The sequence below is a fragment of the Variovorax sp. RTB1 genome, from assembly GCF_035018765.1.
GTDB lineage: Bacteria > Pseudomonadota > Gammaproteobacteria > Burkholderiales > Burkholderiaceae_C > Variovorax.
In genome coordinates, this window is the sequence record NZ_JASJXG010000019.1 from 52,948 (window position 1) to 78,646 (window position 25,699).

General features: G+C 64.9%; 23 protein-coding genes, 1 tRNA gene, 1 pseudogene and 2 riboswitches. Of the genes and pseudogenes, 9 read left to right on the top strand and 16 right to left on the bottom strand.

Annotation, left to right across the window (positions count from 1 at the left end):
• Window positions 1-30: 30 nt before the first annotated feature.
• The gene (locus QN397_RS13855) at window positions 31-582 is read left to right on the top strand and encodes a hypothetical protein (protein ID WP_323501156.1); all 552 of its coding nucleotides are present in this window, start codon (window positions 31-33) and stop codon (window positions 580-582) included.
• Here the strand turns inward: QN397_RS13855 and QN397_RS13860 are convergent.
• Entirely contained in the window at window positions 569-1,843 is a 1,275-nt protein-coding gene (locus QN397_RS13860) for a D-amino acid dehydrogenase (RefSeq protein WP_323498750.1), read from the bottom strand. The genes QN397_RS13855 and QN397_RS13860 overlap by 14 nt on opposite strands.
• Window positions 1,844-1,871: 28 nt before the next feature.
• Window positions 1,872-1,980, bottom strand: a riboswitch (glycine riboswitch).
• A 12-nt stretch (window positions 1,981-1,992) separates the two neighbouring features.
• Window positions 1,993-2,085: riboswitch (glycine riboswitch) on the bottom strand.
• Between the two features lie 122 nt (window positions 2,086-2,207).
• Between QN397_RS13860 and pdeM the strand changes: the two genes are divergently transcribed.
• Together pdeM and QN397_RS13870 are read left to right on the top strand one after the other, a co-directional pair.
• Window positions 2,208-2,933: a ligase-associated DNA damage response endonuclease PdeM gene (gene pdeM, locus QN397_RS13865; RefSeq protein ID WP_323501157.1), complete on the top strand. Its 726-nt coding sequence runs from the start codon at window positions 2,208-2,210 to the stop codon at window positions 2,931-2,933.
• Window positions 2,930-3,541: a cyclic nucleotide-binding domain-containing protein gene (locus QN397_RS13870; protein WP_323501158.1), complete on the top strand. Its 612-nt coding sequence runs from the start codon at window positions 2,930-2,932 to the stop codon at window positions 3,539-3,541. Before pdeM ends, QN397_RS13870 begins: the two co-directional genes overlap by 4 nt.
• A 35-nt stretch (window positions 3,542-3,576) precedes the next feature.
• On the opposite strand, the gene QN397_RS13875 is transcribed toward QN397_RS13870, so the two are convergent.
• The 4 genes and pseudogenes from QN397_RS13875 to QN397_RS13890 all read right to left on the bottom strand — a co-directional run bounded on the left by QN397_RS13875 (window position 3,577) and on the right by QN397_RS13890 (window position 5,528).
• Entirely contained in the window at window positions 3,577-3,753 is a 177-nt protein-coding gene (locus tag QN397_RS13875) for a DUF3606 domain-containing protein (RefSeq protein ID WP_323501159.1), read from the bottom strand.
• Between the two features lie 107 nt (window positions 3,754-3,860).
• Window positions 3,861-4,397, bottom strand: a complete 537-nt coding sequence (locus QN397_RS13880) for a TPM domain-containing protein (RefSeq protein ID WP_323501191.1) — start codon at window positions 4,395-4,397, stop codon at window positions 3,861-3,863.
• A gap of 30 nt (window positions 4,398-4,427) precedes the next feature.
• Window positions 4,428-4,907, bottom strand: a pseudogene (locus QN397_RS13885) (TPM domain-containing protein); the annotation flags it as partial.
• 18 nt (window positions 4,908-4,925) lie between these two features.
• Window positions 4,926-5,528, bottom strand: a complete 603-nt coding sequence (locus QN397_RS13890; RefSeq protein ID WP_187054842.1) for a LemA family protein — start codon at window positions 5,526-5,528, stop codon at window positions 4,926-4,928.
• A 56-nt stretch (window positions 5,529-5,584) separates the two neighbouring features.
• Between QN397_RS13890 and QN397_RS13895 the strand changes: the two genes are divergently transcribed.
• The 4 genes from QN397_RS13895 to QN397_RS13910 all read left to right on the top strand — a co-directional run bounded on the left by QN397_RS13895 (window position 5,585) and on the right by QN397_RS13910 (window position 8,503).
• Window positions 5,585-6,373, top strand: a complete 789-nt coding sequence (locus QN397_RS13895; RefSeq protein ID WP_323501160.1) for a hypothetical protein — start codon at window positions 5,585-5,587, stop codon at window positions 6,371-6,373.
• A gap of 84 nt (window positions 6,374-6,457) precedes the next feature.
• A complete protein-coding gene (locus QN397_RS13900) occupies window positions 6,458-6,907 on the top strand; it encodes a YybH family protein (protein ID WP_323501161.1) in 450 nt (149 codons plus the stop codon).
• 31 nt (window positions 6,908-6,938) lie between these two features.
• A complete protein-coding gene (locus tag QN397_RS13905; RefSeq protein WP_323501162.1) occupies window positions 6,939-7,931 on the top strand; it encodes a YheT family hydrolase in 993 nt (330 codons plus the stop codon).
• A 44-nt stretch (window positions 7,932-7,975) separates the two neighbouring features.
• Window positions 7,976-8,503 carry a DUF2946 family protein gene (locus QN397_RS13910; RefSeq protein WP_323501163.1) on the top strand — a complete coding sequence of 176 codons (528 nt, stop codon included), beginning with the start codon at window positions 7,976-7,978 and terminating at the stop codon, window positions 8,501-8,503.
• A gap of 63 nt (window positions 8,504-8,566) precedes the next feature.
• Here QN397_RS13910 and QN397_RS13915 read toward each other — a convergent pair whose 3' ends face one another.
• The 4 genes from QN397_RS13915 to QN397_RS13930 all read right to left on the bottom strand — a co-directional run bounded on the left by QN397_RS13915 (window position 8,567) and on the right by QN397_RS13930 (window position 15,131).
• Entirely contained in the window at window positions 8,567-9,211 is a 645-nt protein-coding gene (locus tag QN397_RS13915) for a c-type cytochrome (protein ID WP_323501164.1), read from the bottom strand.
• Window positions 9,212-9,276: 65 nt separating this feature from the next.
• Window positions 9,277-10,692, bottom strand: coding sequence for an efflux transporter outer membrane subunit (locus tag QN397_RS13920; RefSeq protein ID WP_323501165.1), 1,416 nt, complete (start codon window positions 10,690-10,692; stop codon window positions 9,277-9,279).
• Window positions 10,685-13,840, bottom strand: a complete 3,156-nt coding sequence (locus tag QN397_RS13925; protein ID WP_323501166.1) for an efflux RND transporter permease subunit — start codon at window positions 13,838-13,840, stop codon at window positions 10,685-10,687. The genes QN397_RS13920 and QN397_RS13925 overlap by 8 nt, the downstream gene beginning before the upstream one ends.
• Window positions 13,841-13,853: 13 nt before the next feature.
• Entirely contained in the window at window positions 13,854-15,131 is a 1,278-nt protein-coding gene (locus QN397_RS13930) for an efflux RND transporter periplasmic adaptor subunit (RefSeq protein WP_323501167.1), read from the bottom strand.
• Window positions 15,132-15,312: 181 nt separating this feature from the next.
• Between QN397_RS13930 and QN397_RS13935 the strand changes: the two genes are divergently transcribed.
• Both QN397_RS13935 and QN397_RS13940 read left to right on the top strand, forming a co-directional pair.
• A complete protein-coding gene (locus QN397_RS13935; RefSeq protein WP_323501168.1) occupies window positions 15,313-15,987 on the top strand; it encodes a TetR family transcriptional regulator in 675 nt (224 codons plus the stop codon).
• 18 nt (window positions 15,988-16,005) lie between these two features.
• Window positions 16,006-16,080 (top strand) — tRNA-Arg (locus QN397_RS13940).
• 133 nt (window positions 16,081-16,213) lie between these two features.
• Here the strand turns inward: QN397_RS13940 and QN397_RS13945 are convergent.
• The 7 genes from QN397_RS13945 to QN397_RS13975 form a co-directional block, all read right to left on the bottom strand.
• Window positions 16,214-16,510, bottom strand: coding sequence for a copper-binding protein (locus QN397_RS13945; RefSeq protein ID WP_323501169.1), 297 nt, complete (start codon window positions 16,508-16,510; stop codon window positions 16,214-16,216).
• A 43-nt stretch (window positions 16,511-16,553) separates the two neighbouring features.
• Window positions 16,554-19,718 (bottom strand): efflux RND transporter permease subunit, encoded by a 3,165-nt coding sequence (locus QN397_RS13950; protein ID WP_323501170.1) that lies wholly within the window; start codon window positions 19,716-19,718, stop codon window positions 16,554-16,556.
• A complete protein-coding gene (locus QN397_RS13955) occupies window positions 19,715-21,271 on the bottom strand; it encodes an efflux RND transporter periplasmic adaptor subunit (protein ID WP_323501171.1) in 1,557 nt (518 codons plus the stop codon). The genes QN397_RS13950 and QN397_RS13955 overlap by 4 nt, the downstream gene beginning before the upstream one ends.
• On the bottom strand, window positions 21,268-22,500 hold the full coding sequence (locus QN397_RS13960; protein WP_323501172.1) for a TolC family protein: 1,233 nt from the start codon (window positions 22,498-22,500) through the stop codon (window positions 21,268-21,270). Before QN397_RS13960 ends, QN397_RS13955 begins: the two co-directional genes overlap by 4 nt.
• Before the next feature lie 77 nt (window positions 22,501-22,577).
• Entirely contained in the window at window positions 22,578-22,961 is a 384-nt protein-coding gene (locus QN397_RS13965) for a hypothetical protein (RefSeq protein ID WP_323501173.1), read from the bottom strand.
• An 18-nt stretch (window positions 22,962-22,979) separates the two neighbouring features.
• A complete protein-coding gene (locus tag QN397_RS13970) occupies window positions 22,980-25,196 on the bottom strand; it encodes a copper-translocating P-type ATPase (RefSeq protein WP_323501174.1) in 2,217 nt (738 codons plus the stop codon).
• A gap of 72 nt (window positions 25,197-25,268) precedes the next feature.
• Window positions 25,269-25,658 carry a DUF305 domain-containing protein gene (locus QN397_RS13975; RefSeq protein ID WP_323501175.1) on the bottom strand — a complete coding sequence of 130 codons (390 nt, stop codon included), beginning with the start codon at window positions 25,656-25,658 and terminating at the stop codon, window positions 25,269-25,271.
• Window positions 25,659-25,699: the final 41 nt, after the last annotated feature.

Genomic DNA, 25,699 nt, shown 5'->3' on the forward strand with positions numbered 1-25,699 from the left:
CCATCGGTCGAGGCACAAAATGCCGCACGCATGACCACCTCCATCCAGTTCCGCCGCCAGCTCATCGTCGCCATCCTGCTCGGTGCCGCGGTCGTCGGTGCCTTCATCCGACATTACGCCGAGCCGGGTGCGCTGCGCAACGTCGGCACTCTGATGATGTTGATCTGGGTGCCGATCGTCGGCAACATCGTCGGCTGGCTCATCGGCAGGATCAAGCGCAAGCCGCAGACCACGGTTGCCGGTACGCTGCCGCCGACTTTCGTTGCCGGCAGTGCGTTCAAGCCGCAGGCGCTGGTCGACATTACCTTGCGTCCGGCCAGCGTGCCGGCGGAAGACAAGGCCATCGCCGAGGGCGAGCATCACTGCGCATTCGTCGTCGACAACCAGGCTTTCTCGGCGCGCTGGCTGCTACCGCAAGGAGCGGCGGTGCTGCGACGCGGGCAGTCGCGCGCAGTGCAGGTCGAGTTCCTGGCGCCATCCGTGGCACTGCCACTGTTCACCGCAGACACGCGCTTCCGGATGCTGGTCGGTCAGTCGTTCATCGGCGACGGCCGTGTGGTGGAGCTCATCAAGCCTTCGTAAAGGCGAAGTCCACTTCGGGCGTCAGGCCGCTGACGATGCGAGCGATCGATTTGCCGGAGCCGCAGGCATGCGTCCAGCCAAGGGTGCCGTGTCCGGTATTCAGGAAAAAGTTCGGCAGCTTGGTCTTGCCGATCAGCGGCACGTTGCTCGGCGTAGCCGGGCGCAAGCCGGTCCAGAACTGCGCTTGCGTCGCATCGCCGGCGCCAGGGAACAGGTCTTCGACGCGCTTCACGATAGCTTCGCAACGCACGCGGTTCAGGTCGCGGTCGTAGCCGTTGAGTTCGGCGGTGCCGGCGATGCGAAGGCGGTCGCCGCGGCCGTCTTCGGCGGTGTAGCGCGAGAACACGAGCTTGAATTCGTCGTCGGTCAACGAGACCTGATGCGCCTTCGATGCGTCTTTCACCGGCATCGTCACCGAGTAGCCTTTGGCCGGATAGATAGGCAGTCGGATGCCGAGCGGTTTGGCGTAGATTGGGCTGAGCGAGCCCATCGCCAGCACATACGAATCGGCCTGCAACTTCTGGAACCGGCCTTCGATGTCGGTCGCTTCGACATGTTCGATCTTGCCGCCGGCTTGGCGGATCGCGGTTACCGTGTGGCTCATCAGAAACTTGACTCCCGCCACTTCGCAGAGCTTGACCAGTTCGCGTGCGAAGCGGTTGGCATCGCCCGATTCGTCTTCGGCCGTGTACGTGGCGCCGGCCAGGCGTGACCGCACATGCGCCAGCGCAGGCTCGATCCTGATGGCCTCGTCGGCCGAGATCACCAGACGCTCGCAACCGAGGGCGCGCATCTGTTCGCTCGGCTTCAACGCGCCGTCGAACTCTTTTTCGTCGGTGTAGAAATGCAGGATGCCCTGTGTGCGCTCGTCGTAGGCGATGCCGGCGTCGCGCCGCAGCGCCTGCAGCATGCTGCGGCTGTAGGTTCCGAGCCGAACGATCTGCTCGATGTTGTGCCGGGTGCGCGCCGGCGTGCATTCACGCAGGAACTCCAGTCCCCATAGCCATTGGCGCATGTCGGCGCGAATGCGAAAGAGCAGTGGCGCATCTTCCTTGCCTAGCCACTGCAGCACCTTGAGCGGTGCGCTCGGGTTGGCCCAGGGTTCGGCATGGCTGACCGAGATCTGGCCGCCGTTGGCGAAGCTGGTTTCGGCGGCCGGTGTGGCTTGCCGGTCGATCACGGTCACTTCGTGGCCGAGCTGTTGGAGGTAGTACGCAGAGGTGACGCCGAGCAAGCCGGCGCCGAGAACGATCACGCGCATGGGGAGACCTTTTGAAAGTATTTCAATGGCCGCTCCCCCTGTCCTTGGTACCTGAGAGATTCGTGCTGCAAGAGAGGCTTGCGGCAGTTGCTCCTTCGGTGCGTCACATGGCGTGACGGCTCTCCAGACGGCTTTTCAAAAGGTGCAGTACACAACCGGCGTGCGGTTTACCTGAGCGTTCATGGGAGTTTGCGCCTTCGGTGGGCCGTTCTGACGAACGCCCGCTCTCCTGCAGTGCAACGAGTTTAACCATGCGTGGTCACAAATTGCTGACAATTTGAGACACTGCACTCCCTTTTGACGCTCCGCCGATTCCTGCCTTTCCTCCACCGCTGCCATCGCCTCTGTCATCAACCCGCCGCTCGTGTCTGCTTCTCTTCCTTGCCAGGTCCAATGGGCCGATGAAACCCTGCAGTTGCTTCCTGAGCGCGCCATCTGGTGGCCCACCGGGCAAGTTCTCTTTGTCGCCGACTTGCATCTCGGCAAGGCCGCAACGTACCGCGCGCTCGGTCAGCCGGTGCCGGGCGGCACCACGCTCGAAAACCTCGGGAGACTCGACGCGCTGATCGAACGTCACGCGCCTAGGCGCATCGTTTTTCTCGGCGACTTCCTGCATGCCGCGCAGGCGCGCAGCGTGCTCACCACGCTGCAGGTCTGGCGCGACGGTCATGCAGATATCGACATGACGCTGGTGCGCGGCAACCACGACCGCCGCGCGGGCGATCCGCCGGCGTCGCTGCGCATCGACGTGGTCGACGAGCCCTGGCTCATCGGCCCGTTCGCCTGCTGCCACCATCCGCAAACGCACCCGACGCACTTCGTTCTGGCGGGCCATCTGCATCCGGCGTGCAAGCTGTACGGGCGCGGCAGGGACAGCTTGCGCATGCCGTGCTTCGTCAGCGAGGCGCGCCAGGCCATCCTGCCGGCGTTCGGCGAGTTCACTGGCGGCTGGCTGGTGGAGGCGGCAGCGGGTCGACGCTTTCACGGTGTCGGCGGTGCGGCGGTGTGGGCCTTACCCGTAGCCACCCTGTCCAACATGGCGGGGCAGGGTGCCCACGCTTCGATCACTTCTCCAGGTTTCGCCAAATGAACAATTCCGTGGTGAGGCCCGATCTTCGCGAGCGCGCCGCACGCCTGCTGATGCTCGCGGCGCCATTGGCCCAGCTCGAACTCGAAGACGCGCTCATCGTCATCGATGCGATGGAGCCGGCTTTCGTGCGTGCCGGCCTGATCCTGATGGAACAGGACGAGGCCGACGACACCGACTACATGGCGCTGGTGCTCGAAGGCGAGGTGCGTGCCGAAAGCGGTACCGGCGTGACCGGTGAAGAGATCGTGGTGTCGGTGATCGGCCCGGGCAGCCTGATCGGCGAGATGGGCTTGCTCGACGGCGCGCCGCGTTCAGCCACCTGCACCGCGTTGACCGACCTCAAGCTCGCGACGTTGTCGCGCGAGGCTCTGATGTCATTGATCGACGGCCATCCCACGGTGGCAGCACGCCTGCTACTGGCCATCTCGAAAGGCCTCTCCGACCGGCTGCGTGACAGCAACCGGCGCTTGCGTTTGCTCATGCAGGTAACGCGGGCGGTTCAGCTGGAGCTGAACGCGGCGCATTCGATCAACATGAAGTTGCTGGTACCGGCCGTGGCGGCAGTGGCGGCGGTGGCGGCATCGGCGAGGCCAACCGAAGGCGCTTGATTCGCTGCGGGTGCCAGGCGGCTCGCTTGCCCCGATCACTTGCCCAAATAGCGCAGTACCTTCTCGGTGGAGACGCCGGCCGCAGCCACGGCCGATCTGAGCTTGGCTTCGGTGACGCTGAAGGTCTGCGTCCAATAGCGCAGCTCGTGCGCCTCGTTCACGTTGATGCGGCTGCGGTCTTGCGGGCCGCGGTTGTTGAGGTTGTCTGCCATGGCTTTCTCCTGGAAAGCTAGGACATTGGGCCTGCCGCGCTATGTGGCGTAGCAGACATAGCGGACTTTTCGTGCAGGACCAGTCCGAGGCGGCGAGCTGTCGCGCGTTAAAGCACGACCGGTGTGTCCGGCAGCTCGTTGCGATTGGCCACGCCGTCGTCCAGCGGAAAGTGTTCGACCAGCAGCGCGGACACTTCCCCCAGCGCTTGCGTGAGCCCATCTTCGAAGCGGCCCTCGCGAAACGCGGCGCCCATGCGTTGGGCCATCGCCGCCCAATCGTCGGCGCTCACATGGGCGTCGATACCGCGATCGGCCACGATCTCGATGGCGTGTTCTGCCAGCAGCAGATAGATCAGGACGCCGTTGTTGTGCTCGGTGTCCCATGTGCGCAGCTTGCCGAAGAGCATGACGGCACGTTGCCGCGCCGGTGCGCTGCGCCACAGGTACGACAGCGGCAGCCCGGCCTCGACGCAGATGCGGATCTCGCCGCTGTGGCGGCGTTCGCTGGCGGCCACGCGTTGCGTGAGCCGCTCGAGCAGCTCGGGCGGCAGCACACGATGCACGGCCGCCTCGTCGAACCAGCGATGGCGCCAGATGCGGCCGAGCCCGCCACGTTGTGAAGCAGGGCGCTGGACTTCAGGCAATGCCTCGCCGCCGATCACCGCCACCAGTTGATCGACTGCGGCACCGATGCCGCCGGCAAAGTCATTCTCGCGAAAGCGCGGTTTCATCTGCTCGTCGATGATGCGAGCCGCGGTGAGGTCGGGCACCGCGCCTTCGAGCGTGCGGGCCACCTCGATGCGCATCTTGCGATCGTCTTTGGCCACGATCACCAGCACGCCGTCACCGACCTCCTTGCGTCCGATTTTCCAGGTGGCGGCGACGCGGTTCGCGTAGCTCGCGATGTCTTCGGGCTGCGTGGTCGGCACCATCAGCACGACGATCTGCGAGCCCTTCTTTTGCTCGAAAGCGGCGAGCTTGGCGTCGAGCGACTGGCGCGCAGCGGCATCGAGCGTGCCGGTCTGGTCGATCACGCGGGCGTCGAGCGCGGGCACCGGCAGCACGCCTTGCGCCATCGCGGCACCGGCCATCAGGACGAAAAAGATCGCCGCCAGCAAGCGCTCGACACAACGCAGAACCGCGGCGACAGCCATGTGCAGCTTCAACGGTCGTTACTTCTTCGGAGCGCCAAAGTCGACGGTAGGGGGCACGGAAATCTGCGATTCGTTCTGCACGCTGAAGGTGGGTTTGGGCGGATAGCTGAACACCTTGGCCGTAATGTTGGTCGGAAAGCTCCGTGCCAGCACGTTGTATTCCTGGACCGTCTTGATATAGCTGTTGCGCGCTACGGTGATGCGGTTCTCGGTGCCTTCGAGCGTCACGCGCAAATCGCGGAAAGCCTGGTTCGCCTGCAATTGCGGGTACTGCTCCGACACGACCATCAGCCGCGACAGCGCGCCCGACAGTTCGCCTTGCGCCTTCTGGAACTTGTCGAAAGCCTCGGGGTTGTTCAATGTTTCGGGCGTGACCTGGATCGACGTCGCCTTGGCGCGCGCCTCGATCACCTTGGTCAGCGTGTCTTGCTCGAAATTGGCCTGGCCCTTGACCGATGCAACGATATTCGGCACCAGGTCGGCGCGCCGTTGGTACTGGTTGAGCACTTCGCTCCAGGCCGACTTGCTCGACTCGTCGAGTTTCTGAAAGTCGTTGTAGCCGCAGCCGGTGAGGGATGACAGCGACAGCGTCGCGACCAGAATCAAAAGCCAGCGTTGCATCGATTGGGTCATGGGGTTCGCCCTTGAAGAGAAGTTCGGAAAGGTAGCATAGATGCATGCCCGTCGACCCTTTGCAAGTGCTCCGCGCAGCGCAGCGCCCGATGCCTGCCGTACCGTCCGCTGCAGCGCTGGGCACGCTGTTGATCGCGGGGGCGACGGGCGCGCTCGGCAACGAGCTGGTGCGCCGGCTGGCCGGCAGCCACCGCTACGCACATACACGGGTGCTGGCGCGCGAGCCGATGCGTGACGGGCTGCGCGGTGTCGAGACGGTGCTCGTGCCGACGACGTCGGGCGCGCTTGAGTCGTCTTCCAAAGCCATGCCGATCGCCGAGTGGCCGCGCGTGTCGGCCGACACGGCCATCGTGGCGTTCGATCCCCCGCGGCTGTATCACGACCGCGAGCGGGCGCTGTGGTTGCCCGATCCGGCGCAGCTGCCCGATCTCGCGCGTTGGCTGCGTGCGTGCGGCGTGACCACGCTGGTCATCGTGCAGCCGCACGCGCAAGGCGGCATGCCCGAGGCGCTCAAGCGCGGTCTCGCGAGCCTGGACGAGCAGGCGGTCGTCGCGCTGGGGTTCGATCGCGTCATCCTCTTGCGCTCGGCGCAGAAGCCGACCGCGCTGAAGCACGCGAACACAGGCGAGAAGCTGGCAGCGTGGATGCTGTCGATCACGCGCCTCATGGTGCCGAGCAGCGAGCAACCGGTGCGTGCGTCGAAGGTGGCCGAGCTGGTCGATGTCGCCTTGGTGCTCGCGCCACCTGGCGTGCACATCGCCGCGCCCGAGCTGGTGTGGCGGGCATCGCAAGGTGATCTGCGTGGCGTGGCGCGGAGTTGGTTGGGTGCCTGAAGGATCGGACGGCTGACCGCAGCGATAGAGGGCAACGGCAGACCGCCTGCAGCCTCTGGCCCATCGAGGCAAAATCACCTGTTCATGCCCAAGACTTCATCCCCTGCCGCAAGCGTCACCGGTTCCGCCGACGACATCGAGGCTGCGTTCTACGCTGCGCTGCAGCGCGGTGACATCGAGGCGCTGATGGGCTGCTGGTCGGACGACGACGAGGTGTTCTGCGTGCATCCGGGCGGCCCGCGTCTGGTCGGCCAGGTCGCTATCCGCGCTGCCTTCGAGCAGATGTTCGGCAACGGTGCGATCCATGCAACGCCCGCGCGTGTTCGCAAGGTCGAATCGATTGCCAGCGCCGTTCACAACGTGCTCGAGCGCATCGAGGTGCTCACGAGCGAAGGGCCACGCCATGCTTTCGTGTTGGCCACCAACGTTTATCACAAGACGCCGCACGGCTGGCGCATGGTCGCGCACCATGCGAGCCCTGGCAGTGCGCACGCGCCCGACGACGCCAACGAGTTTCCGCAAACGCTGCACTGATGCCGTACTGATGTGCACTGAGTCCGCTCCGATGCCACTCGATTACATTGCGCCGCGCTGGCTACCCGGCGGCAACCTGCAAACCATCTGGCCCGCGCTGTTCGGCCGGCGCAGCGACGGGCCGTTGCCGCCCTATCGCCGCGAGCGCTGGAACGCTCCGGACGGTGATTTCATCGATGTCGATTTCGTCGATTCGCTGGGCTTGGCGCCGCGTCCGTTGCTGGTGCTGTTCCACGGTCTCGAGGGCTCTTCGCACAGCCATTACTCCGAGGCCTTCGCCGCCTTTGCCGCGACGCACGGCATGGCCTTTGCCGTGCCGCACTTTCGCGGTTGCAGCGGCGAGATCAACCTTGCGCCACGGGCCTACCACTCGGGCGACTACGAAGAGATCGGCTGGGTCTTGTCGCGGCTGCGCACGCAGCACGATGCGAGCGGCGGCGGCCCGATGTTGGCGGCAGGCGTTTCCCTCGGCGGCAATGCGTTGCTGCGCTGGGCCGAAGAGGCGGGCGACGAGGCCTCGAAGGTCGCCAGCGCCATTGCATCGATCTCAGCACCACTCGATCTGGCCGCCGGAGGCCACGCGATCGGCCGCGGCTTCAACCGCGTGGTGTACACGCGTATGTTTTTGTCGAGCATGAAACCGAAGGCGCTGGCCAAACTGAAACAGCACCCTGGCCTGTTCGATCGCAATCGGCTTGTCGCGGCGCGTGACCTGTACGAATTCGACAACGTCTTCACCGCGCCGCTGCACGGCTTTCGCGATGCCGACGACTACTGGGAGCGAGGCTCGGCCAAGCCGCACCTGAGCGCGATCCGCATCCCGGCGCTGGTTGTCAACGCGACCAACGACCCGTTCGTGCCCGCGGTCAGTCTGCCGCGGCAAGAAGACGTCGGCAGCCACGTCACGCTGTGGCAGCCGCCGCACGGTGGCCACGTCGGCTTTCCGCTCGGGCTGCCGCCCGGCCATGTACGCGGCATGCCCGAGCGCGTTGGCGGCTGGCTCTCCAAGCGTTCGGGGCTTTAGCCGACGAGCCGCCGCATCCTGTCCTGTTCGCGCAGAATCAAATCATGGATGACATCGTCAAGCAGGCTCTGGCCAAGTGGCCGAACGTACCGCATTGCTACGGCTGGCTCGGGCTCGACGCACGCGGCAACTGGTACATGCGAGACGACCGCACGCAGGCCGCCGGCGCCTTTCCAGAAGCTAAAGGGTCGCTGTTGCGGCACGACAAGCTGATCGACTTCATTCAGCGCAACTACGACCACGACGACAGCGGCCAATGGTTCTTTCAGAACGGGCCGCAGCGCGTCTATGTCGAACTCGAAGCCACCCCTTTTATCTGGCGCGTCATGGACGATTTCTCGGTGACGGCGCACACCGGCACGTCGGTCGAGCCCAGCGCGTGCCTTGTCGATGAAAGCGGCAAGCTCTATCTCGTCGCGCCGATCGGGCTGGGGCTGGTGCACACGCAAGACGTCGGACTGGCGGCCGACGCCATCGAAGCCGGGCGCTGGCAGCCTGAGACGGTGGTCGCTGCCGAACTGCCGACGCGGTTCGGATACGTGATGAGCCCGGCCACAAAAAAGCCGGCTTGACGCCGGCTGGTTTGCAAGAGCAGGGAGTGCAGCCTCGCGCGCCGCACGGTGGCTCGCTTCGAATTACTTGACGGCTGCAGGTGCAGCAGGCATTGCGGGCGCGGCGGCTGCGGGTGCAGCAGCATCGGCAGCCGGCGCGGCGCCATCGGCTGGGGTTGCTGCTGGCCGGTCCGGGATCGGGAACGTGGCACCACCGGCATTCGCCATGTAGACCACCGCGCGGCCCACTTCAACATCCTCGTAGTCTCCGCCTCCTTGCGCTGGCATCACGCCCTTGCCATGCAGCGCGTGGTCGAGCAACGTGGCGTAACCCTGGCCGATGCGCGGGCCCCAGGCAGCGGCGTCGCTGAAGTGCGGTGCGCCGGCAATGCCGGGTGCACCGTGGCAGGTGACGCATTGCGCCTTGAACACCGCCTCGCCGGTGGCGAGCTCGCGGTTGGCATCGCGGATTTCGATGGAGCCGACCCGCTTCAGGCGGTCTGCCAGATCGCGATCACGGTTGTCTTTCGACACGCCGTAAAGCGCCATGCTGTCGCCTTCTGCCGTGCCTGAAGGATGCGTACCTGACACGACGTAAGAGACGAGTCCCACGATGATCAGGATGGGCGCAATGAACGAGAAAAAGACCGCCAGCAGCAACTGCTTCGGGTTCTTGATCGGTCCGGTGTGGGCGTCTTCTGTGGCCTGGGGATGCGGGTCTGCGCTCATTGCGTCCTCAATATCGGGGGCTCGTCGGGGGGCTTTTCAAATCAACCGGCGATTATAAGGAGCCCTTATTCCTTCCAGCCCCCGCCGAGCGCTTTGTAGAGCACCACCTGGTTTTGCAACTGGAGCAAATGTGCCTGCACCGTCGCCTGCTGCGCCGCGAATTGCGAGCGCTGCGCATCGAGCAGGTCGAGCGCGCTGGCAATGCCGTTGCGGTAGCGCAGGTCCGACAACTTGAAGCGGATCCCTTCGGCGTCGGCTTGCGCGCGCTGTGCCCGCAATTGCTCGGTGAGCGTGGCGCGTCCGGCAAGTGCATCCGCCACGTCGCGAAAGGCCGACTGGATGCTCTTCTCGTACTGCGCCACGGCGATGTCACGGCCGGCCTTGGCCGAATCGAGTCCCGCGATGTTGGCGCCGGCATTGAAGATCGGCAACGAGAGCTGCGGTGCGAACGACCATGCCTTCGAGCCGCTGTCGAACAACCCCGAGAACTGGCTGCTGACCGTGCCGATCGACGTGGTCAGAGAGATCCGCGGAAAGAACGCCGCGCGTGCCGCACCGATGTTGGCGTTGGCTGCGAGCAGTTGTTGCTCGGCCGCGCGGATGTCGGGCCGCTCCGCAAGGAGGTCGGATGGCAGGCCTGCCGGCACATCCGGAATCGACTTCACGCTGTCGAGCTTGTTGGCGTCGGCACCGGTCATCGCTTCGGGTGGCATGGGCGCGCCGAGCAACAGCACCAGCGCGTTCTCGTCCTGCATGCGCAGGCGCTGCTGCTGTGCGTAAGAAGCCTTGGCGGTTTCTGCCAGCGAGTTGGCCAGCTGGAGGTCGATTTCAGACGACACGCCGTTGTCGAAGCGCAGCTTGGTCAGCCGCACCGATTCGTTGCGCGTGCCCAGCGTTTGGCGGGTCAGCTCCAGCAGTTCGTCGTCGGCTAGCAGCGTGAGCCAGCCCTGCGCCACCGCGCCGATCAGGCTGATCTGTGCTGCCTTGCGCGATTCTTCGGTGGCGAGGTATTGCGCCAGCGCCGCATCTTTCAGGCTGGTGATGCGGCCGAAGAAGTCGATCTCCCAGGCGGTGATGCCGAGATTGACCGCATAGCTGGAAGAGACGCTCGGGGCGCTCGCGCTGATCGCGCCAAATGGATTAGGCCGCGAGCGCGAGCCGCTGGCAGCCACGCCCACCGTAGGGAACAACGCCGCGCGCTGGATGCGGAACTGCGCACGGGCCTGCTCGATGTTCAACGCCGACACGCGCAGATCACGGTTGTTGGCCAGCGCCAGATCGATGAGCTTCGTCAGCCGCGGATCGGTGAAGAACTCCTGCCACGGCACTGAGGCGGCCGATAACCCTGAGGGTTGCGCCGGATCGCCCGGGAACACGGTTGCCACCGGCGCTGCCGGGCGTTCGTACTTGGGTGCCAGCGAGCAGCCCGCCAGCAGCACCGCCGCCGTCGCGATGCCTGTCAGAAGCAATTTTTTATTCATGGGTTTCTGCTCCGCCGACGGGCGTCGCCGTGCGCGCCTGGAGTTCTTGCTGTCGTTTGCTGCCCTTGAAGAAACCGCGCACGATCACGAAGAAGAGGGGTACGAAGAACACAGCCAAGCCGGTGCCGGTGATCATGCCGCCGAGCACGCCGGTGCCGATGGCGCGCTGGCTCGCCGAGCCCGCGCCGGTCGCCAGAAACAGCGGCAGCACGCCGAGGCCGAAGGCCAGCGAGGTCATGATGATCGGCCGGAACCGCAGGTGCGCTGCAGCCAGTGCTGACTCCACGACGCCCTTGCCCTGGGCCTGCAGATCCTTGGCGAACTCGATGATCAGAATCGCGTTCTTAGCCGATAGGCCGATGATGGTGATCAAACCGACCTGGAAGTACACGTCGTTCGAATACGAGCGGAACATGGTGGCCAGCAGCACGCCCAGCACGCCGCACGGCACCACCAGAATCACCGCCAGCGGAATCGACCAGCTCTCGTACAGCGCGGCCAGGCACAGGAACACCGCCAGGATCGCGAAGCCGTACAGGACGATGGCTTGCGAGCCGGCGAGTTTTTCTTCACGCGACTGGCCGGTCCATTCGTAGCCGAAGCCTGGCGGCAATTTCGCGGCCATCTTTTCCATCTCTTCCATCGCCGCGCCCGAACTGCTGCCCGGGGCAGCCGAGCCCGAAATGCGCACCGCCGGATAGCCGTTGTAGCGCACCGTTTGCTGCGCACCGTTGACCCAGCGCGTCGTCGCGAAGGTCGACAGCGGTACCGGATTGCCCTGAGCGTTGCTCGCGTTGAGCTTGAGCAGGTCTTGCGGCTGCATCCGTGCCGGCGCGTCGGCTTGCACCACCACGCGCTGCAGGCGACCCCGGTTCGGGAAGTCGTTGATGTAGCTTGAACCGAGCGTGGTCGACAAGGTCGTGTTGATCGCGTCGAAGCTCACGCCCAGCGCGCTCGCCTTGTCGCGGTCGATGTCGATCTGCAACTGCGGCGCGTCTTCGAGGCCGTCGGGCCGTACCTGCGACAGCAGCTTGTTCTGCGACGCCATGCCGAGCATCTGGTTGCGGGCGTTGATGAGCGCTTCGTGACCCGCGCCACTGCGGTCTTGCAACCGGAAGGTGAAGCCGCTGGCATTGCCCAACTCGGGAATGGGCGGTGGGCTCAACGGGTAGATGAATGCGTCGCGAATCTTCGACAGCGCACCGAAGGCGCGACCGGCAAGCGCATCCGCCGACTGGCCGGCTTCCTTGCGCTGGTCCCAGTCTTTCAGCGTGACGAAGGCGAGGCCAGCGTTCTGGCCCTGGCCCGAGAAGCTGAAGCCCAGCACGCCGACCATGCTCTGCACTTCAGGCTGCTTCAGGATATAGCCCTCGACCTGCTTCATGACGTCCAGCGTGCGATCTCGCGTCGCGCCAGGCGGCAACTGCACGTTCACGATGATGTTGCCCTGGTCTTCCTGCGGCAGGAACGAAGTCGGCAAACCGCGGAACACCACGATCACCGCAGCGACGATTGCCACGTAGATGACGAGGTAGCGCGCCGCGCGTTTCAGCATGCGCGCGACCACGCTCTCGTAGCCCTTTGCCGTGCGGTTGAAGCTGCGGTTGAACCAGCCGAAGAAGCCGCGCTTTTCATGATGCCCTTCGTCGACCGGCTTGAGCAGCGTGGCGCAGAGCGCCGGCGTCAGCGACAAGGCCATGAAGGCGGAGAAGCCGATCGACGCGACCATCACCGCAGCGAACTGGCGATAGATGTTGCCGGTCGAGCCGGCAAAAAATGCCAGCGGCACGAACACCGAGATCAGCACCACGGTCACGCCGATGATGGCGCCCGAGATCTGCCCCATGGCCTTACGCGTCGCTTCAAGCGGCGGCAGCCCCTCCTCGGTCATGATGCGTTCGACGTTCTCCACCACCACGATGGCATCGTCCACCACGATACCGATCACCAGCACCATGCCGAACATAGTGAGCACGTTGATCGAGTAGCCCAGACCCAGCAGCGTGGCAAAGGTGCCGAGCAGCGCGATCGGCACGACGATCGTCGGAATGATCGTGTAGCGCCAGTTCTGCAGGAACAGGAACATCACCACGAACACCAGCGCGATTGCTTCGAGCAGCGTCTTCACCACTTCCGTGATCGAAATGCTGACGAAGCGCGAGCTGTCGTACGGGATGCTCCACTTCACGCCCGGCGGAAAGTACTTGGCCAAGTCGGCCATCTTGACGCGGATCGCCTTGGCAGATTGCAGCGCGTTGCCGCTGGGTGCCAGCTGGACGCCGATACCCACCGCAGGCTGACCGTTCAGCCGTGCCGAGGTCGAATAAGCCTGGCCGCCGAGCTCGATGCGGGCGACGTCTTTCAGGCGCACGGCCGAGCCGTCGGTGTTGGCGCGCAGCACGATGTTGCCGAACTGCTCGACGGTGCTGAGCTGGCCGGTGACCAGCACCGTCGCTGCAATGCTCTGGCCCGTGATGTTCGGCAGGTCGCCGATCGAGCCCGAAGACACTTGCGCGTTCTGTGCGCGAATGGCCGCGTTGACGTCGGCCGCCGAGAGCGAATAGCCCTGCAGCTTGGCCGGGTCGATCCACACGCGCATGGCGCGCTCGGTGCCGAACAACTGGGCCTGGCCGATGCCGGGCACACGCTGCAGTTCAGGCAGCACGTTGCGTGAGGCGTAATCGCCCAGCGCGATCGGATCGATCTTCGGATCGTCGGACGACAGGATAGTGAACAGCAGGAAGTTGTTGCGCGCCTTGTCGACGCGTACGCCTTGCTGCGTCACTGATGCAGGCAGACGCGGCGTGGCACGCGACAAACGGTTCTGCACGTCGACTTGTGCAAGGTCGGCGTTGGTGCCGGTCTCGAAGGTGATCGTGATGGTGCCGGTGCCGTCGGCTTGTGCCACCGATTCCATGTAAATCAAGCCGGGCGAACCGTTCATTTCGCGTTCGATCACCGACAACACGCTGTCTTCCAGCGTCTGCGCCGATGCACCCGGATAGGCGGTGGTCACGACGATCGCGGGAGGCGCGACCGGCGGATATTGCGAGATCGGAAGCTGCGTGATCGCCACGCTGCCCATCACGATGACGAACAGCGCGATCACCCACGCGAAGATCGGGCGTTCGATAAAAAACTTGGCCATGCGGGCTCGCTCCTTACGACTTCGCGGCGGAAGCCGCAGAAGCCGGCGCAGCAGGCGTGGCAGCCGGTGCACTGCCGCCGGCTGCAGCCGATGGCGCCGTCCAAGGCACCGCCTTCACGGGCGTGCCGGGCGGCAACATCTGCAGTTTCTGGAAACCGTCGACCATCACCTGCTCACCGGCCTTGAGGCCATCGAGCACGATCCACTGGTTGTCTTGCGCGGCACTGATCTTCACGGGACGTTTGGTGATCTTGCCTGCGGCATCGACGATCGACACGGTGTCGCCCGTCTGCGTGCGCGTCACGGCCTGCTGGGGAATGGCGATCGCGTTGCTCATCTGGGCTTGCTCGATGCGCACGCGCACGTACAGGCCCGGCAGCAGATCGCCCTTCGGGTTGGGAACCTCGGCGCGCAACGTCACCTGTCCGCTGGTCGAGTCGACCGTGAGATCGGTGAACAGCAGCTTGCCGGGCAACGCGTATTCGGTGCCGTCTTCGAGCACGACGCGCACGCTGGCCGCGTCCGTGCCGGCGGCATGTTTGAACTGACCGTCCTGCATGGCACGGCGCAGCTTCAGCACATCGGTGGCCGACTGCGTGAAGTTGACATACATCGGGTTGATCTGCTGGATGACCGCGAGCTGCGTGGCATCGCCCTGGCCGACCAACGCGCCTTCGGTGACGAGCGAGCGGCCGATGCGGCCCGAGATCGGCGCGGTCACCGCGGCATAGCCGAGGTTGATCTTCGCGGTCGCGACCGTGGCGCGGCCGACGGCCACATCGGCCTCGGCCGTTTTTTGCGCTGCAACCGCGTTGGCATATTCCTGCTTGCTGACGGCATTGGCTTCGACCAGCGGCTTGTAGCGGTCTGCCAGCGCCTTGGCCTGCACCGCGTTGGCTTCAGCGCGTGCCAGGCTGGCCTGGGCGCTTTGCGCTGCAGCCGTGTAGGGCGCGGCATCGATACGGAACAAGGGCTGGCCCGCCTTGACGTCGCTGCCTTCCTTGAACAGTCGCTCCTGCAGGATGCCGGCCGCGCGGGCCCGGACCTGGGCGATGCGCGAGGCTTCGAGCCGACCCGGCAGCTCGGTCACGAGGCCGACATTGCCGGGCGTCGCGATCACCACACCCACTTCAGGCGACGGCTTGCTACCACCGGCACCGGGCGCACCGCCGGCCGCGGGGGCATCGCCCTTGCCGCAGGCAGCGAGCGACAGAAGGGCCGCAACGGCGGCGGCAGTGGCAACAACGCGCCATGTGGACGACGGGCGGTGAGAAACATGCAAGACGGGCATGCGATTCCTTCGGAGGACGGCAGACAAAGAAGAAGAGGCCGAATGGGGATTCGGCTGCAGGGCGCGCGCAAAAACCATGCCGCCACTGCAACCGATCGGCAGCCCGGAGTTTACATACATTCGTGGATGTATAGTCGGCAACCGGTTTCAGCCCCGAATCTACACACTCCAGGAGACAGTTTTGGCACGCCGTACCAAGGAAGAGGCCCTCGCGACGCGGCATCGACTGATCGATGCGGCCGAAATACTTTTCCAGTCACAAGGGGTATCCAAGACCTCGTTGCAGCAGATCGCCGAGCAGGCGGGTGCCACGCGCGGTGCCGTGTACTGGCATTTCAAGGACAAGGCCGATCTGTTCAACGCCATGATGGAGCGCGTGAAACTTCCGATGGAAAACGCCACGCGCTTTTCTGCGGAGCCTTCGGTCGATCCGCTGGCCGTCATAGAGGCCGGAATGATCGTGGCTTTGCGGCTGGTAACGACCGATCCGCAGGCGCGTCGCGTCTTCGAAGTGGCAACGCAAAAAGTCGAGTACGTCGGCGAAATGGCTTCGGTGCGATTGCGCCATCTCGAGGCTCGTAACAGTTGCGTGGCCGATTTCGAGAAGGCCTTGCGGCTTGCCGCGCGTCGCGCCCAAATCAAAATGACGTTGCCGGCAAGCACAGCAGCCCAGGGCTTGCATGCGCTTATCAGCGGCTTGATTCACAACTGGTTGCTCGACCCCGAAGCCTTTGCGCTGATGAGCGTCGGCCGACGCACCTTCAACGTGTACCTGTCGGGGCTGGGCTTCGATCGCACCGGTGCGCGGATCGATCCGTCGGCCGATCCGATCGCTCTCGAATCGCTCGCCCGATAGGCGATAATCAGCGGCCCACTCGTCGTATTTCAACGGATAGAATTCGGCCCTCCGAAGGCTGAGATCCTGGTTCGATTCCAGGCGACGGGACCAAATGAGAGGTGAAGCACAAGGGTGTGTCGCCGTCCGAAAACGACCCCCTGGGGGTCTAGATTCAACCGGCGCAGACAGTTCGGTACCTGACCCCGTGCCTAACCCCGCGGGGTCTTTTTGTTTTGGGTCCAGGTTACCTTTGAAAGCGCACCTTCTCCTCTGCTTTCACTCGTTTGAGCGTCGCTGCGTCCGCCTCAAACGCCATGGTCATCGCCGGCATGCCGAGGTTTGGAATGTCCCCGTGTTTAAGAACAATCCCCCCGTTGGCCGTGTCGATGCGCTGGATGACCGCATCGGTCAACAGACCCACCGGCTTCGTCGCGAGTTTCGTCGACCCAGCTGGCATCGACACGCTTTCCATCGGTTTCTGTGCGTTGGCTGCTGAAGAAGTGACGAGCAGCGCGATGGCCAAAAGCAAATAGGTTTTCATTGCATGACTCCGGTATCCGGAAGGGGTGGAAGGAGAGGACTGCTCAGTGACTTTCTGATGCCAGTTGAGTTGGGCGAGGCGCCGTGTTGACGCGCACTCGTCGATGCAACAGATACCAGGCAGCCGGCACGACCAGCATGCTGAGCAACGGCGCGGTCACCATGCCGCCGACCATCGGCGCGGCTATGCGCCTCATGACTTCAGAGCCGGTGCCGGTGCCCCACAGGATTGGCAGCAGGCCCGCCATGACGACCGCCACCGTCATCGCCTTGGGTCTCACCCGCAGTACGGCGCCCTCACGGATCGCGGCCAGGAGGGTTTCGTCGTTCATAGGTTCGCCTGCGTCGAGGCGACGCTGCAAGGCGTTCTTCAGATAGACGAGCATCACGACGCCGAACTCTGCGGCGACTCCTGCGAGGGCGATGAACCCCACCGCCGTCGCTACCGAGATCGAGTGGCCCAGCGCCCACACCAACCAGAAGCCGCCGATGAGCGAGAACGGCACGGCCGCCATGACCAGCGCCGCATCGCTGAACGACTTGAAGAGCAGATAGAGCAGCACGAAGATGACGGCCAGCGTGACCGGCACGACCAGCTTCAATCGCTCAGTCGCGCGTTCGAGGTATTCGAACTGGCCGGACCATGACACCGCATAACCCGCGGGCGTTTTGACCGACTTGGCGACTGCGGCCTGCATGTCGGTGACAGCAGAGCGCAGGTCACGGCCGCGAACGTCGACATACACCCAGCCCGACAGCCTTGCGTTCTCGCTGCGCAGCATGGGCGGCCCGTCGGCGATGCTGATCTTCGCCACATCGCGCAGAAAGACCGTGGCACCCCTTGCCGTGACGAAGGGCAGATCGCGCAGTCCCTCGAGCGAGTCGCGAATCTCCCGCGGGTAGCGCACGTTGATGGGGTAACGCTCGCGACCCTGGATGACCTCGCCGACGTTGTCGCCGCCGATCGCCGTGGACACCACCGCCTGCACATCTGCCACCGACAGTCCGTAGCGCGCCGCAGCCGCTCGGTCCACGTCGACGTCGATGTAGCGGCCGCCGGTCAGTCGCTCCGCCAGCGCCGACGACACGCCGGGTACGCCTTTGACGGCCGCCTCGATCTGCGTCGTCAACGAGTCGATGGTGGCGAGATCGGTGCCGGCGACCTTGACTCCCACTGGGCTCTTGATGCCGGTGGCCAGCATGTCGATCCGGTTGCGGATGGGGGGCACCCAGACATTCGACAGGCCCGGCACCTTCACAGCTCGGTCCAGCTCTTCGACCAGCTTGTCGGGCGTCATGCCGGCGCGCCACTGGTCCTTCGGCTTGAACTGGATCGTGGTTTCGAACATCTCTAGAGGGGCAGGATCGGTGGCGGTGTCTGCACGACCGGCCTTGCCGAAGACGCGCGCCACTTCGGGCACCGTTTTGATGAGGCGATCGGTCTGCTGCAGCAACTCGCCCGCCTTGGAAACCGACAGTCCAGGAAGCGCGGAGGGCATGTAGAGCAGGTCGCCCTCGTCCAGCGGCGGCATGAACTCTCCACCCAGCCGCATCACTGGCAAGACGGTCAATGCCAGCAGCAGGGCGGCAAGGACCAGCGTCGCCTTCGGAAACCGCAGAACCAGCTCGAGCGCGGGCCGGTAAACCGCCATCAAAAAAAGATTGACCGGGTTGGCCGCCTCGTGCGGAATGCGGCCGCGGATCAGGTAGCCCATCAGCACCGGGATCAGCGTGACAGACAGGCCCGCAGCCGCTGCCATCGCGTAGGTTTTGGTAAATGCAAGCGGTGCGAACAACCGGCCCTCCTGCGCCTCGAGCGAGAACACCGGCACGAAAGACAGCGTGATCACCAGCAGCGAGAAGAACAGTGCGGGACCGACCTCGACCGATGCCGCGGTGACGAGCTGCCATCGCTCCGCACCGGTCGGCTGCCTGCCCCGCTGCGTCTCGAAAGCCTCCAGGTGCTTGTGGACGTTCTCCACCATCACGATGGCGCCGTCCACCATGGCGCCGATGGCGATCGCGATGCCACCGAGCGACATGATGTTGGCGTTGACGCCTTGCCAGTGCATGACGATGAAGGCGGCCAGCACCCCGACCGGCAGCGCGACCACCGCCACCAACGCCGAGCGCAGATGGAACAAAAAGATGGCGCAGACCAGCGCGACCACGATGAATTCCTCCATCAGCTTGAAGCGCAGGTTGTCGACCGCACGATCGATCAGCAGCGAGCGGTCGTAGGTCGGCACGATCTCGACGCCCGCCGGCAGGCTCGACTTCAATGCGGCGAGCTTGTCCTTGACGGCCTGGATGGTGGTGCGCGCGTTCTTGCCGGAGCGCATGATCACCACGCCCCCGGCCACTTCGCCTTCGCCATCGAGTTCCGCGATGCCGCGGCGCATTTCCGGCCCGATCTGGACCGTCGCGACGTCGCGCAACAGCACCGGTGTGGCGCCCGTCAGCGCAAGCGGAATGGTCCTGAAATCTTCCAGCGACTGCAGGAAGCCGCGCGAGCGCACCATGTACTCGGCCTCGGCCAACTCGACCACTGAGCCGCCGCTGGCCTGGTTGGCATTGCGCAAGGCGTCGACCACGGTGGCCTGAGTGATGCCGAGCGCGCGCATGCGGTCGGGATCGAGCACCACCTGGTACTGCCGAACCATGCCGCCGATGCTGGCGACCTCGGCCACGTCCGGTACCGTTTTCAGCTCGAACTTGAGAAACCAGTCGTTCAGCGCGCGAAGCTGGCCGAGGTCTCGCTGGCCGGTGCGGTCGACCAGCGCGTACTCGTAGACCCAGCCCACGCCCGTGGCATCCGGCCCCAGCGAGGCATTCGCGCCTGCAGGCAATTTGCTTTGCACCTGGTTGAGGTATTCGACGACGCGGGAACGCGCCCAATACGGATCGGTCTTGTCGTCGAACAGGACATAGACAAACGAGTCCCCGAAGAACGAGTAGCCGCGCACCGTCTTTGCGCCGGGCACGCTGAGCATGGTCGTGGTCAGCGGGTAAGTGACGAGGTCTTCGACGACCTGAGGCGCCTTGCCCGGGTACGGGGTGCGAATGATCACCTGGGTGTCCGACAAATCGGGCAGTGCATCGAGCGGCGTGTGCACGACCGACCACAGACCGGCAGCGACCAGAAAGAGCGTTGCGATCAACACCAGGAAGCGGTTGCCGACCGACCAGCGAATCAGCGCTGCGATCATGGTTTGGCTGCCGGCTGCAGCCGCTCTACCGACTGAAGCTCGTAGCCCGTCGGCCCGCCCTCCTTGAACTCGAAGCGAATCCGGTCGCCAGGTTGGATGTCCGGAAACGCGGTCGGCGTCGGCTTGGCAAAGCCCATCGTCATCGCCGGCCACTTGAGCGTGGCAACCGGTCCGTGCGAAATGGTGATGCCGTCCGAGTCCACGCTCTCGACCTTGCCTTCCCCACGATGGGTTGCGGCAACCGTCGCCGGCGAAGCTGCCGAAGACGTCGAAGCACTGGCAGTTGGCGCAGCCGCAGTGGCCGAAGCCGGTGACGCCATGCTGCCCAGCACCGAGCGCAAGCGCGCTTCCGAATCGACGAGGAACTGACCACTGGCGACGACCTGCTCGCCGTCGGACAGTCCTTGAAGCACCTCGATGTCGTCGCCCAGATCCATGCCCAGCGACACGTCCCTCGGCTCGAACGCACCCGTGTCCTTGCGCACGATGACGACGGCGCGCTTGCCTGTGCGAATGACAGCCTCAGACGCCACGACAATTCGCGTGCTGCTGCCGCCTGCGACCTGCAGACGCAGCAGCATGCCAGGTGTCAGCTGGCCCTTGGCGTTGTCGACTTCAAAGCGGGCCTTCAGGGTGCGTGTGGCGGTGCTGACCTCGGGCAGGATCTCTTTCAGCTCGCCTTCGAACGACTGCGATGCATCGACCTGCAGAACGGCTTTCACTTTCTGGCCAGGCTTCAGGCGCACCGCCTGCGTTTCCGGGATCTCTGCCACGGCCCAAACCTTTTCGAGGCCGGCGATCCTGAAGAGCGTCAGGCCGGGCGTGACGGCCACGCCTTCGCGCACGCCGAGTTCGGCAACCACGCCGCTGGCTGGCGCGGTCAGCACGTAGCGGGCTTGCGCGGTTCCGGTTTTCTCGCTCTGGCGGATCAGGTCCGCGGGAATGGACATTGCCTGCATCCGCTCCCGAGCTGCTGCGATGAGGTCCGGTGCAACGCCGGTGCGCTGGAGCGCGAGCAATTCGTTTTGCGGCCCCAGCCATTCAGGCGCGAAGAGGGTCGCGAGAGGTTGCCCCTTGCGCACGCGCTCCATCGGCGCACGCACCCACAGTCGCTCCACGAAGCCGGCGACGCGGCTCTGAACCGACGCACTCAGGCGCTCGTCGAACTGCACTGCGCCGATCGCGTCGAACGACGAGGAGACATCAGCGCGTCGTACTTTCGCGAGCCGGATGCCGAGGTTCTGTTGCACCGACGGACTGATGTTGACTCCGCCGCCGCCTGCCGCACCTGCGTCGCTGTCTCCGTACATCGGCAAGAGTTGCATGTCCATGAACGGCGACTTGCCGGGCTTGTCGAAGCGGGGGCCGGGTACCATCGGGTCGTGCCAGTAAAGAACCTTGCGTCCTTCCGATCCGGTGGGCGCGATCTTGGAAGGCATGGCGTCCGCGTGGCCCCGACCCGTGCTGCGGCCCGCGTAGAAGGCGACCGCGGCGACGGCTACGAGCATCAAGGCACCGAGGATCGACAGCGTGATGAGGCTTGATTTTTTCATGGTGCCACCTCGGCGCTCAGCGGACGGAAGGCCAATTGAAGCTGCGACCGCGCGAGCTCGCGCTGCAGCGTGAGCAGCTTGCGCTGCACTTCGACTTCCGCATGGCGTGCCTCGAAGAGCGTTGCGAGCGGGGCCTGGTTGGAGCGATAGGCCGCGGTCGCAGCCGCCGTTCGTTGCGCGGCCGGAATCACGACGCTCGCGCGGTAGCGCTCGATGCGTTGCTGCAGGCGCCCGGCGTCACTGCGCAGGGTCAGGTATTCGGCCGTTGCAGCGCGCCTGGCCTCGGCCAGTTCGGCTTCCGCTTTGTCCACCAACGCGAGCTTGGACGCTGTCTCCCGGTCCTGGCGTTCGCCGGGAGATACCTGGAGCGGGATGCTCACGCCGAACGACACCATGTCCGAGTACCCCGTACGCTGGCCGTAGGCGACTTCCCATGTCCAGTTCGGTTTGCGGTTGGTGCCGGCCAGCGCAGCCGCTTGCGTCGCAACCCCCATTTCACGCTGCATCGCGACGACCGACGGATGTCGGGCCACGTAGGCTTCTTCGCTGAATGGCGGCTCGGCGGGTATCGGCGCCAGCGCCTCCGGCATCACGCCGACCCAGCGCTGCAGTGCGAGCCTTGCGGCGTTCTGCTGCTGCCTCGCATCGGCGGATTCGTCTTCGGAGCTGCCCCTCGCGCCGGTCAGCGAAAGCACTTCCTGGCTGCTGCCGGCGGCAGACGACAGCCGCGAACGCGACGCCTCGAGTTCCTCCTGGGCGTGATGTTCCATCAGCGTGGTGAGGGTCAGCATCTGGCCTGCGTAGAAAGCATCCGCATAAGCCAGCGCCGTCTGGAGCCGTGTCGCGGCGATCGAGACGCCTGCCATCGTCGTCTCGCGCGCGGTAGCCGCATTGGCTGCAGCCTCACGCACGGCACGCTTGTCGGCCGAAAGCCATTCCTGGCTGATTCCGATGCGCTTCATCGTCATGGAATCGCGTGTGGTGCTGAAGCGGTCCGGGCCTGTGAAGGGGAGGTTGTCGACGCCGACCCGAAGCACCGGGTCGGGCAGTTGGCTCGCCGTTCGCGCCGCTTCGGTGGCACTGAGGACGCCGGCACTTGCCGCACGCGCAGCCTCCGAGCGTTCGACGGCCAACTGCAAGGCCGTATCGAGTGACAGGGGCGCCGCTGCCGCCATGAAAGGCAGCGATGCGGCAAGCAGCAAGGCCGCACGCAGAAAAGAAAGGGGCATGGAAACTCCGCAGACGAACGAGAAAGTCGCTGGCGAGCGAACGGGTCGCACCAGCACCGGTCAGGTCGGCGGAGATGTCAGACGCGGAGTCTGCGTGTCGCGAGAAAGACGGGATCGGGAGGAGGCCGCGGCTCGAGCGCGCTCTGCAACGGCAGACCGTGGACGTCAGCGAGCAGAAGCGGCGGAACCACCAGCACCTGCACCACGGCAGGAAGAGACGGCGTGGCTGCCTTCGCCTTTTCGAAAGACTGGGAGGCGTCGGCGGCATGTTGATGGCAAAGCACGGGTTGCGCAGTGTCCATGCCTTCACACGGCGTGCCATCGGCCATTGCCTGTGCCATCGCTTCGGCGTTGTCCAAGCCAGGACAGGCATAACCTGCGAGTGCCATTTGCGAAAACACCACCGAGACCATCATTAAGAACGCGATGGCGAAGCGATGAAGTGGGCGGAGGCGACGCATGTTCGGCGCAGTGTAGCGTCAGGACGTCCTTGCTGGAGCAGGCGCCGCCCGCCTCAGCCGCAGTGCATTGAAGATGACCGAGGCCGAACTCAGGCTCATCGCCAGCGCCGCGATCATCGGAGACAACAGCCATCCAGTGAACGGAAACAGAACACCCGCTGCCAGCGGCACGCCGAGCGCGTTGTAGACGAACGCGAAGCCCAGGTTCTGCTTCATGTTGGCAATGGTTTCGTCGGAGATGACGCGCGCTTGCGCGATGCCACGCAAGTCGCCCTTCACCAGCGTCACTTGCGCACTGTTCATCGCCACATCGGTGCCGGTTCCCATGGCAACGCCGACGTCGGCCTTGGCCAGTGCCGGCGCGTCGTTGATGCCGTCGCCGGCCATCGCGACGATGCGGCCTTCGCGCTGCAGTCTGTCGACCAGCGCCAGCTTGTCGGCGGGTTTGACCTCACCATGGACTTCGTCGATGCCCAGCCGGGCCGCAACCGCTTTGGCGGTGGTCAATCCGTCGCCGGTCGCCATGATCACGCGCAGGCCCGACGCTTTGAGTGCCGCCAGTGCTTCGACGGTCGTGGCCTTGATCGGGTCGGAAACGGCCAGCAAGCCTGCGGCCTTGCCGTCCACCGCGAGGAACATCACGCTGGCGCCTTCGACGCGCAACGATTCGGCCTGCGCTGACAAACCATCGACTGCCACGCCCAACTGCGTCATCAACGCCGTGTTGCCGAGTGCCAGCTTCTTCCCGCCGACGCTGCCGCTCACGCCGATGCCGCTTGCCGATTCGAAGCTGTCTGCCTTCTCCAGGTCCAGCTTTTGCGCCTTCGCCGCACGCACGATGGCGTCGGCCAGCGGGTGTTCGCTGCCCTGGTCGAGACTCGCAGCGAGTCGCAACACGTCTTCTTCGGTGAAGCCGGGTGCCGCGACCGCTCGCTCGAACGTCGGCTTGCCTTCGGTCAGCGTGCCGGTCTTGTCGACGATCAGTGTGTCGACCTTGCGGAAGTTCTCTATCGCCGCGGCATCGCGGAACAACACGCCCTGCGTCGCGGCCTTGCCGGTCGCCACCATGATGGACATCGGCGTGGCAAGCCCCAGCGCGCAGGGGCAGGCGATGATGAGCACGGCGACCGCGTTGATCAGGCCATAGACCCAGCTCGGCTCGGGTCCGACCAGGCCCCAGACGACGAAGGTCAGCAGTGCGATGCTGATGACCGTGACGACGAAATAGCGCGCGACCTGATCCGCCATGCGCTGCATCGGCGCCCTGGAGCGTTGTGCCTGCAACACCATCTGCACGATGCTGGCCAGCACGGTCTGCGACCCGACGCGCTCGGAGCGCATCACGATCGCGCCGTTGGTGTTGAGCGTTGCGCCGATCAGCTTGTCGCCGGGCCGCTTGGTCACCGGCAGCGGTTCTCCTGTCAGCATCGATTCGTCCACCGCGCTCGACCCTTCGATCACGACGCCGTCGACCGGCACCTTCTCGCCGGGCCGCACGCGCAGCGTGTCGCCGACGTGGACGTGAGCCAGCGGGATGTCTTCTTCAGCCCCCGCGGCATCGATGCGGCGCGCGGTCTTGGGCGCGAGGCCGAGCAGGGACTTGATGGCCGCCGAGGTCTGCGAGCGCGCCTTGAGTTCGAGTATCTGGCCGAGCAGGGTCAGCGAGATGATGACGGCCGCCGCTTCGAAGTAGACCGCAACGCGGCCCATCGACACGAAGGCCGATGGAAACACGCCCGGCGCCACGGTGGCCACGACGCTGTAGATGAATGCCGCCGAAGTGCCGAGTCCGATGAGTGTCCACATGTTGGGGCTGCGATTGACCACGGACTGCACAGCTCGCACGAAGAACGGCCAACCGGCCCACAGCACGATCGGCACGCTGAGCGCGAATTCGATCCAGCTCTGCGTCGCCATCTCGAACCACTGCAGGCGGTGGCCCGCCATGGCCAGCACGGTCACGACGATGGTCAGCGGGAGCGTCCAGATGAATCGACGGGTGAAGTCGACCAGCTCGGGGTTCTCGCCCTCGTCCAGCGTCGGGGTTTCGGGCTCCAGCGTCATGCCGCACTTGGGGCAGTTGCCCGGATGGTTCTGACGGATCTCCGGATGCATGGGGCAGGTGTAGATCGTGTCTGCCCCGACAACCGTTGGCTCTTGAACAGGCGTCGTGGCCTTGCTCGCCGCTTCACCGAAGTTGGCTTCGCCGATGTGCTCAAGTTCTGGATCGTTCATCTCTTCTCTCCTCAATGGATCGAGATGCGCAAAATCGCCACCCCGTACTTGGCCGCTACGCCGGCAGCAGGATTACTTTTGCTTCGCAAGCCAGCGGTCGAACTCGGCGATTTCGTTTTTCTGTGCGGCGATGATCTTCCTGGACATGACCTTCATTTCAGGCGACTTGCCGTGCGCCAGTTCCATCTGCGCCATCTCCACAGCCTGCTGATGGTGCATCTTCATCATCGTGGCGAAGTCCTTGTCGGTGTCGCCCGACATCTGCATCTTCTGCATCCCGTCCATGCCGGACATCATGGATTGCTTCATGTCGGCCGACCCGGCACCTGCGTGCTGCATGTGGTCCTTCGACATGGGCGCTGCAGCAGGTGCTGGCTGGGCCTGCGCAACACCGACTGAAGTCAGCACGAGCGCCGCAGAGAAACAGAGCGACGAGGTGAGTTTGCGGTGGGGATTGTTCATAACGTTGTCCTTGGTGGGTCGATTGGATTTCGGTGCGCCGT

What these genes read in the sequence shown, in the direction of transcription:
- QN397_RS13855 (WP_323501156.1), top strand. Translation starts at nt 31, where the DNA reads ATGACCACCTCCATCCAGTTCCGCCGCCAGCTCATCGTCGCCATCCTG.
- QN397_RS13860 (WP_323498750.1), bottom strand. Translation starts at nt 1,843, where the DNA reads ATGCGCGTGATCGTTCTCGGCGCCGGCTTGCTCGGCGTCACCTCTGCG.
- QN397_RS13870 (WP_323501158.1), top strand. Translation starts at nt 2,930, where the DNA reads ATGAACAATTCCGTGGTGAGGCCCGATCTTCGCGAGCGCGCCGCACGC.
- QN397_RS13875 (WP_323501159.1), bottom strand. Translation starts at nt 3,753, where the DNA reads ATGGCAGACAACCTCAACAACCGCGGCCCGCAAGACCGCAGCCGCATC.
- QN397_RS13890 (WP_187054842.1), bottom strand. Translation starts at nt 5,528, where the DNA reads ATGCAACGCTGGCTTTTGATTCTGGTCGCGACGCTGTCGCTGTCATCC.
- QN397_RS13895 (WP_323501160.1), top strand. Translation starts at nt 5,585, where the DNA reads ATGCCCGTCGACCCTTTGCAAGTGCTCCGCGCAGCGCAGCGCCCGATG.
- QN397_RS13900 (WP_323501161.1), top strand. Translation starts at nt 6,458, where the DNA reads ATGCCCAAGACTTCATCCCCTGCCGCAAGCGTCACCGGTTCCGCCGAC.
- QN397_RS13905 (WP_323501162.1), top strand. Translation starts at nt 6,939, where the DNA reads ATGCCACTCGATTACATTGCGCCGCGCTGGCTACCCGGCGGCAACCTG.
- QN397_RS13910 (WP_323501163.1), top strand. Translation starts at nt 7,976, where the DNA reads ATGGATGACATCGTCAAGCAGGCTCTGGCCAAGTGGCCGAACGTACCG.
- QN397_RS13915 (WP_323501164.1), bottom strand. Translation starts at nt 9,211, where the DNA reads ATGAGCGCAGACCCGCATCCCCAGGCCACAGAAGACGCCCACACCGGA.
- QN397_RS13920 (WP_323501165.1), bottom strand. Translation starts at nt 10,692, where the DNA reads ATGAATAAAAAATTGCTTCTGACAGGCATCGCGACGGCGGCGGTGCTG.
- QN397_RS13925 (WP_323501166.1), bottom strand. Translation starts at nt 13,840, where the DNA reads ATGGCCAAGTTTTTTATCGAACGCCCGATCTTCGCGTGGGTGATCGCG.
- QN397_RS13930 (WP_323501167.1), bottom strand. Translation starts at nt 15,131, where the DNA reads ATGCCCGTCTTGCATGTTTCTCACCGCCCGTCGTCCACATGGCGCGTT.
- QN397_RS13945 (WP_323501169.1), bottom strand. Translation starts at nt 16,510, where the DNA reads ATGAAAACCTATTTGCTTTTGGCCATCGCGCTGCTCGTCACTTCTTCA.
- QN397_RS13950 (WP_323501170.1), bottom strand. Translation starts at nt 19,718, where the DNA reads ATGATCGCAGCGCTGATTCGCTGGTCGGTCGGCAACCGCTTCCTGGTG.
- QN397_RS13955 (WP_323501171.1), bottom strand. Translation starts at nt 21,271, where the DNA reads ATGAAAAAATCAAGCCTCATCACGCTGTCGATCCTCGGTGCCTTGATG.
- QN397_RS13960 (WP_323501172.1), bottom strand. Translation starts at nt 22,500, where the DNA reads ATGCCCCTTTCTTTTCTGCGTGCGGCCTTGCTGCTTGCCGCATCGCTG.
- QN397_RS13965 (WP_323501173.1), bottom strand. Translation starts at nt 22,961, where the DNA reads ATGCGTCGCCTCCGCCCACTTCATCGCTTCGCCATCGCGTTCTTAATG.
- QN397_RS13970 (WP_323501174.1), bottom strand. Translation starts at nt 25,196, where the DNA reads ATGAACGATCCAGAACTTGAGCACATCGGCGAAGCCAACTTCGGTGAA.
- QN397_RS13975 (WP_323501175.1), bottom strand. Translation starts at nt 25,658, where the DNA reads ATGAACAATCCCCACCGCAAACTCACCTCGTCGCTCTGTTTCTCTGCG.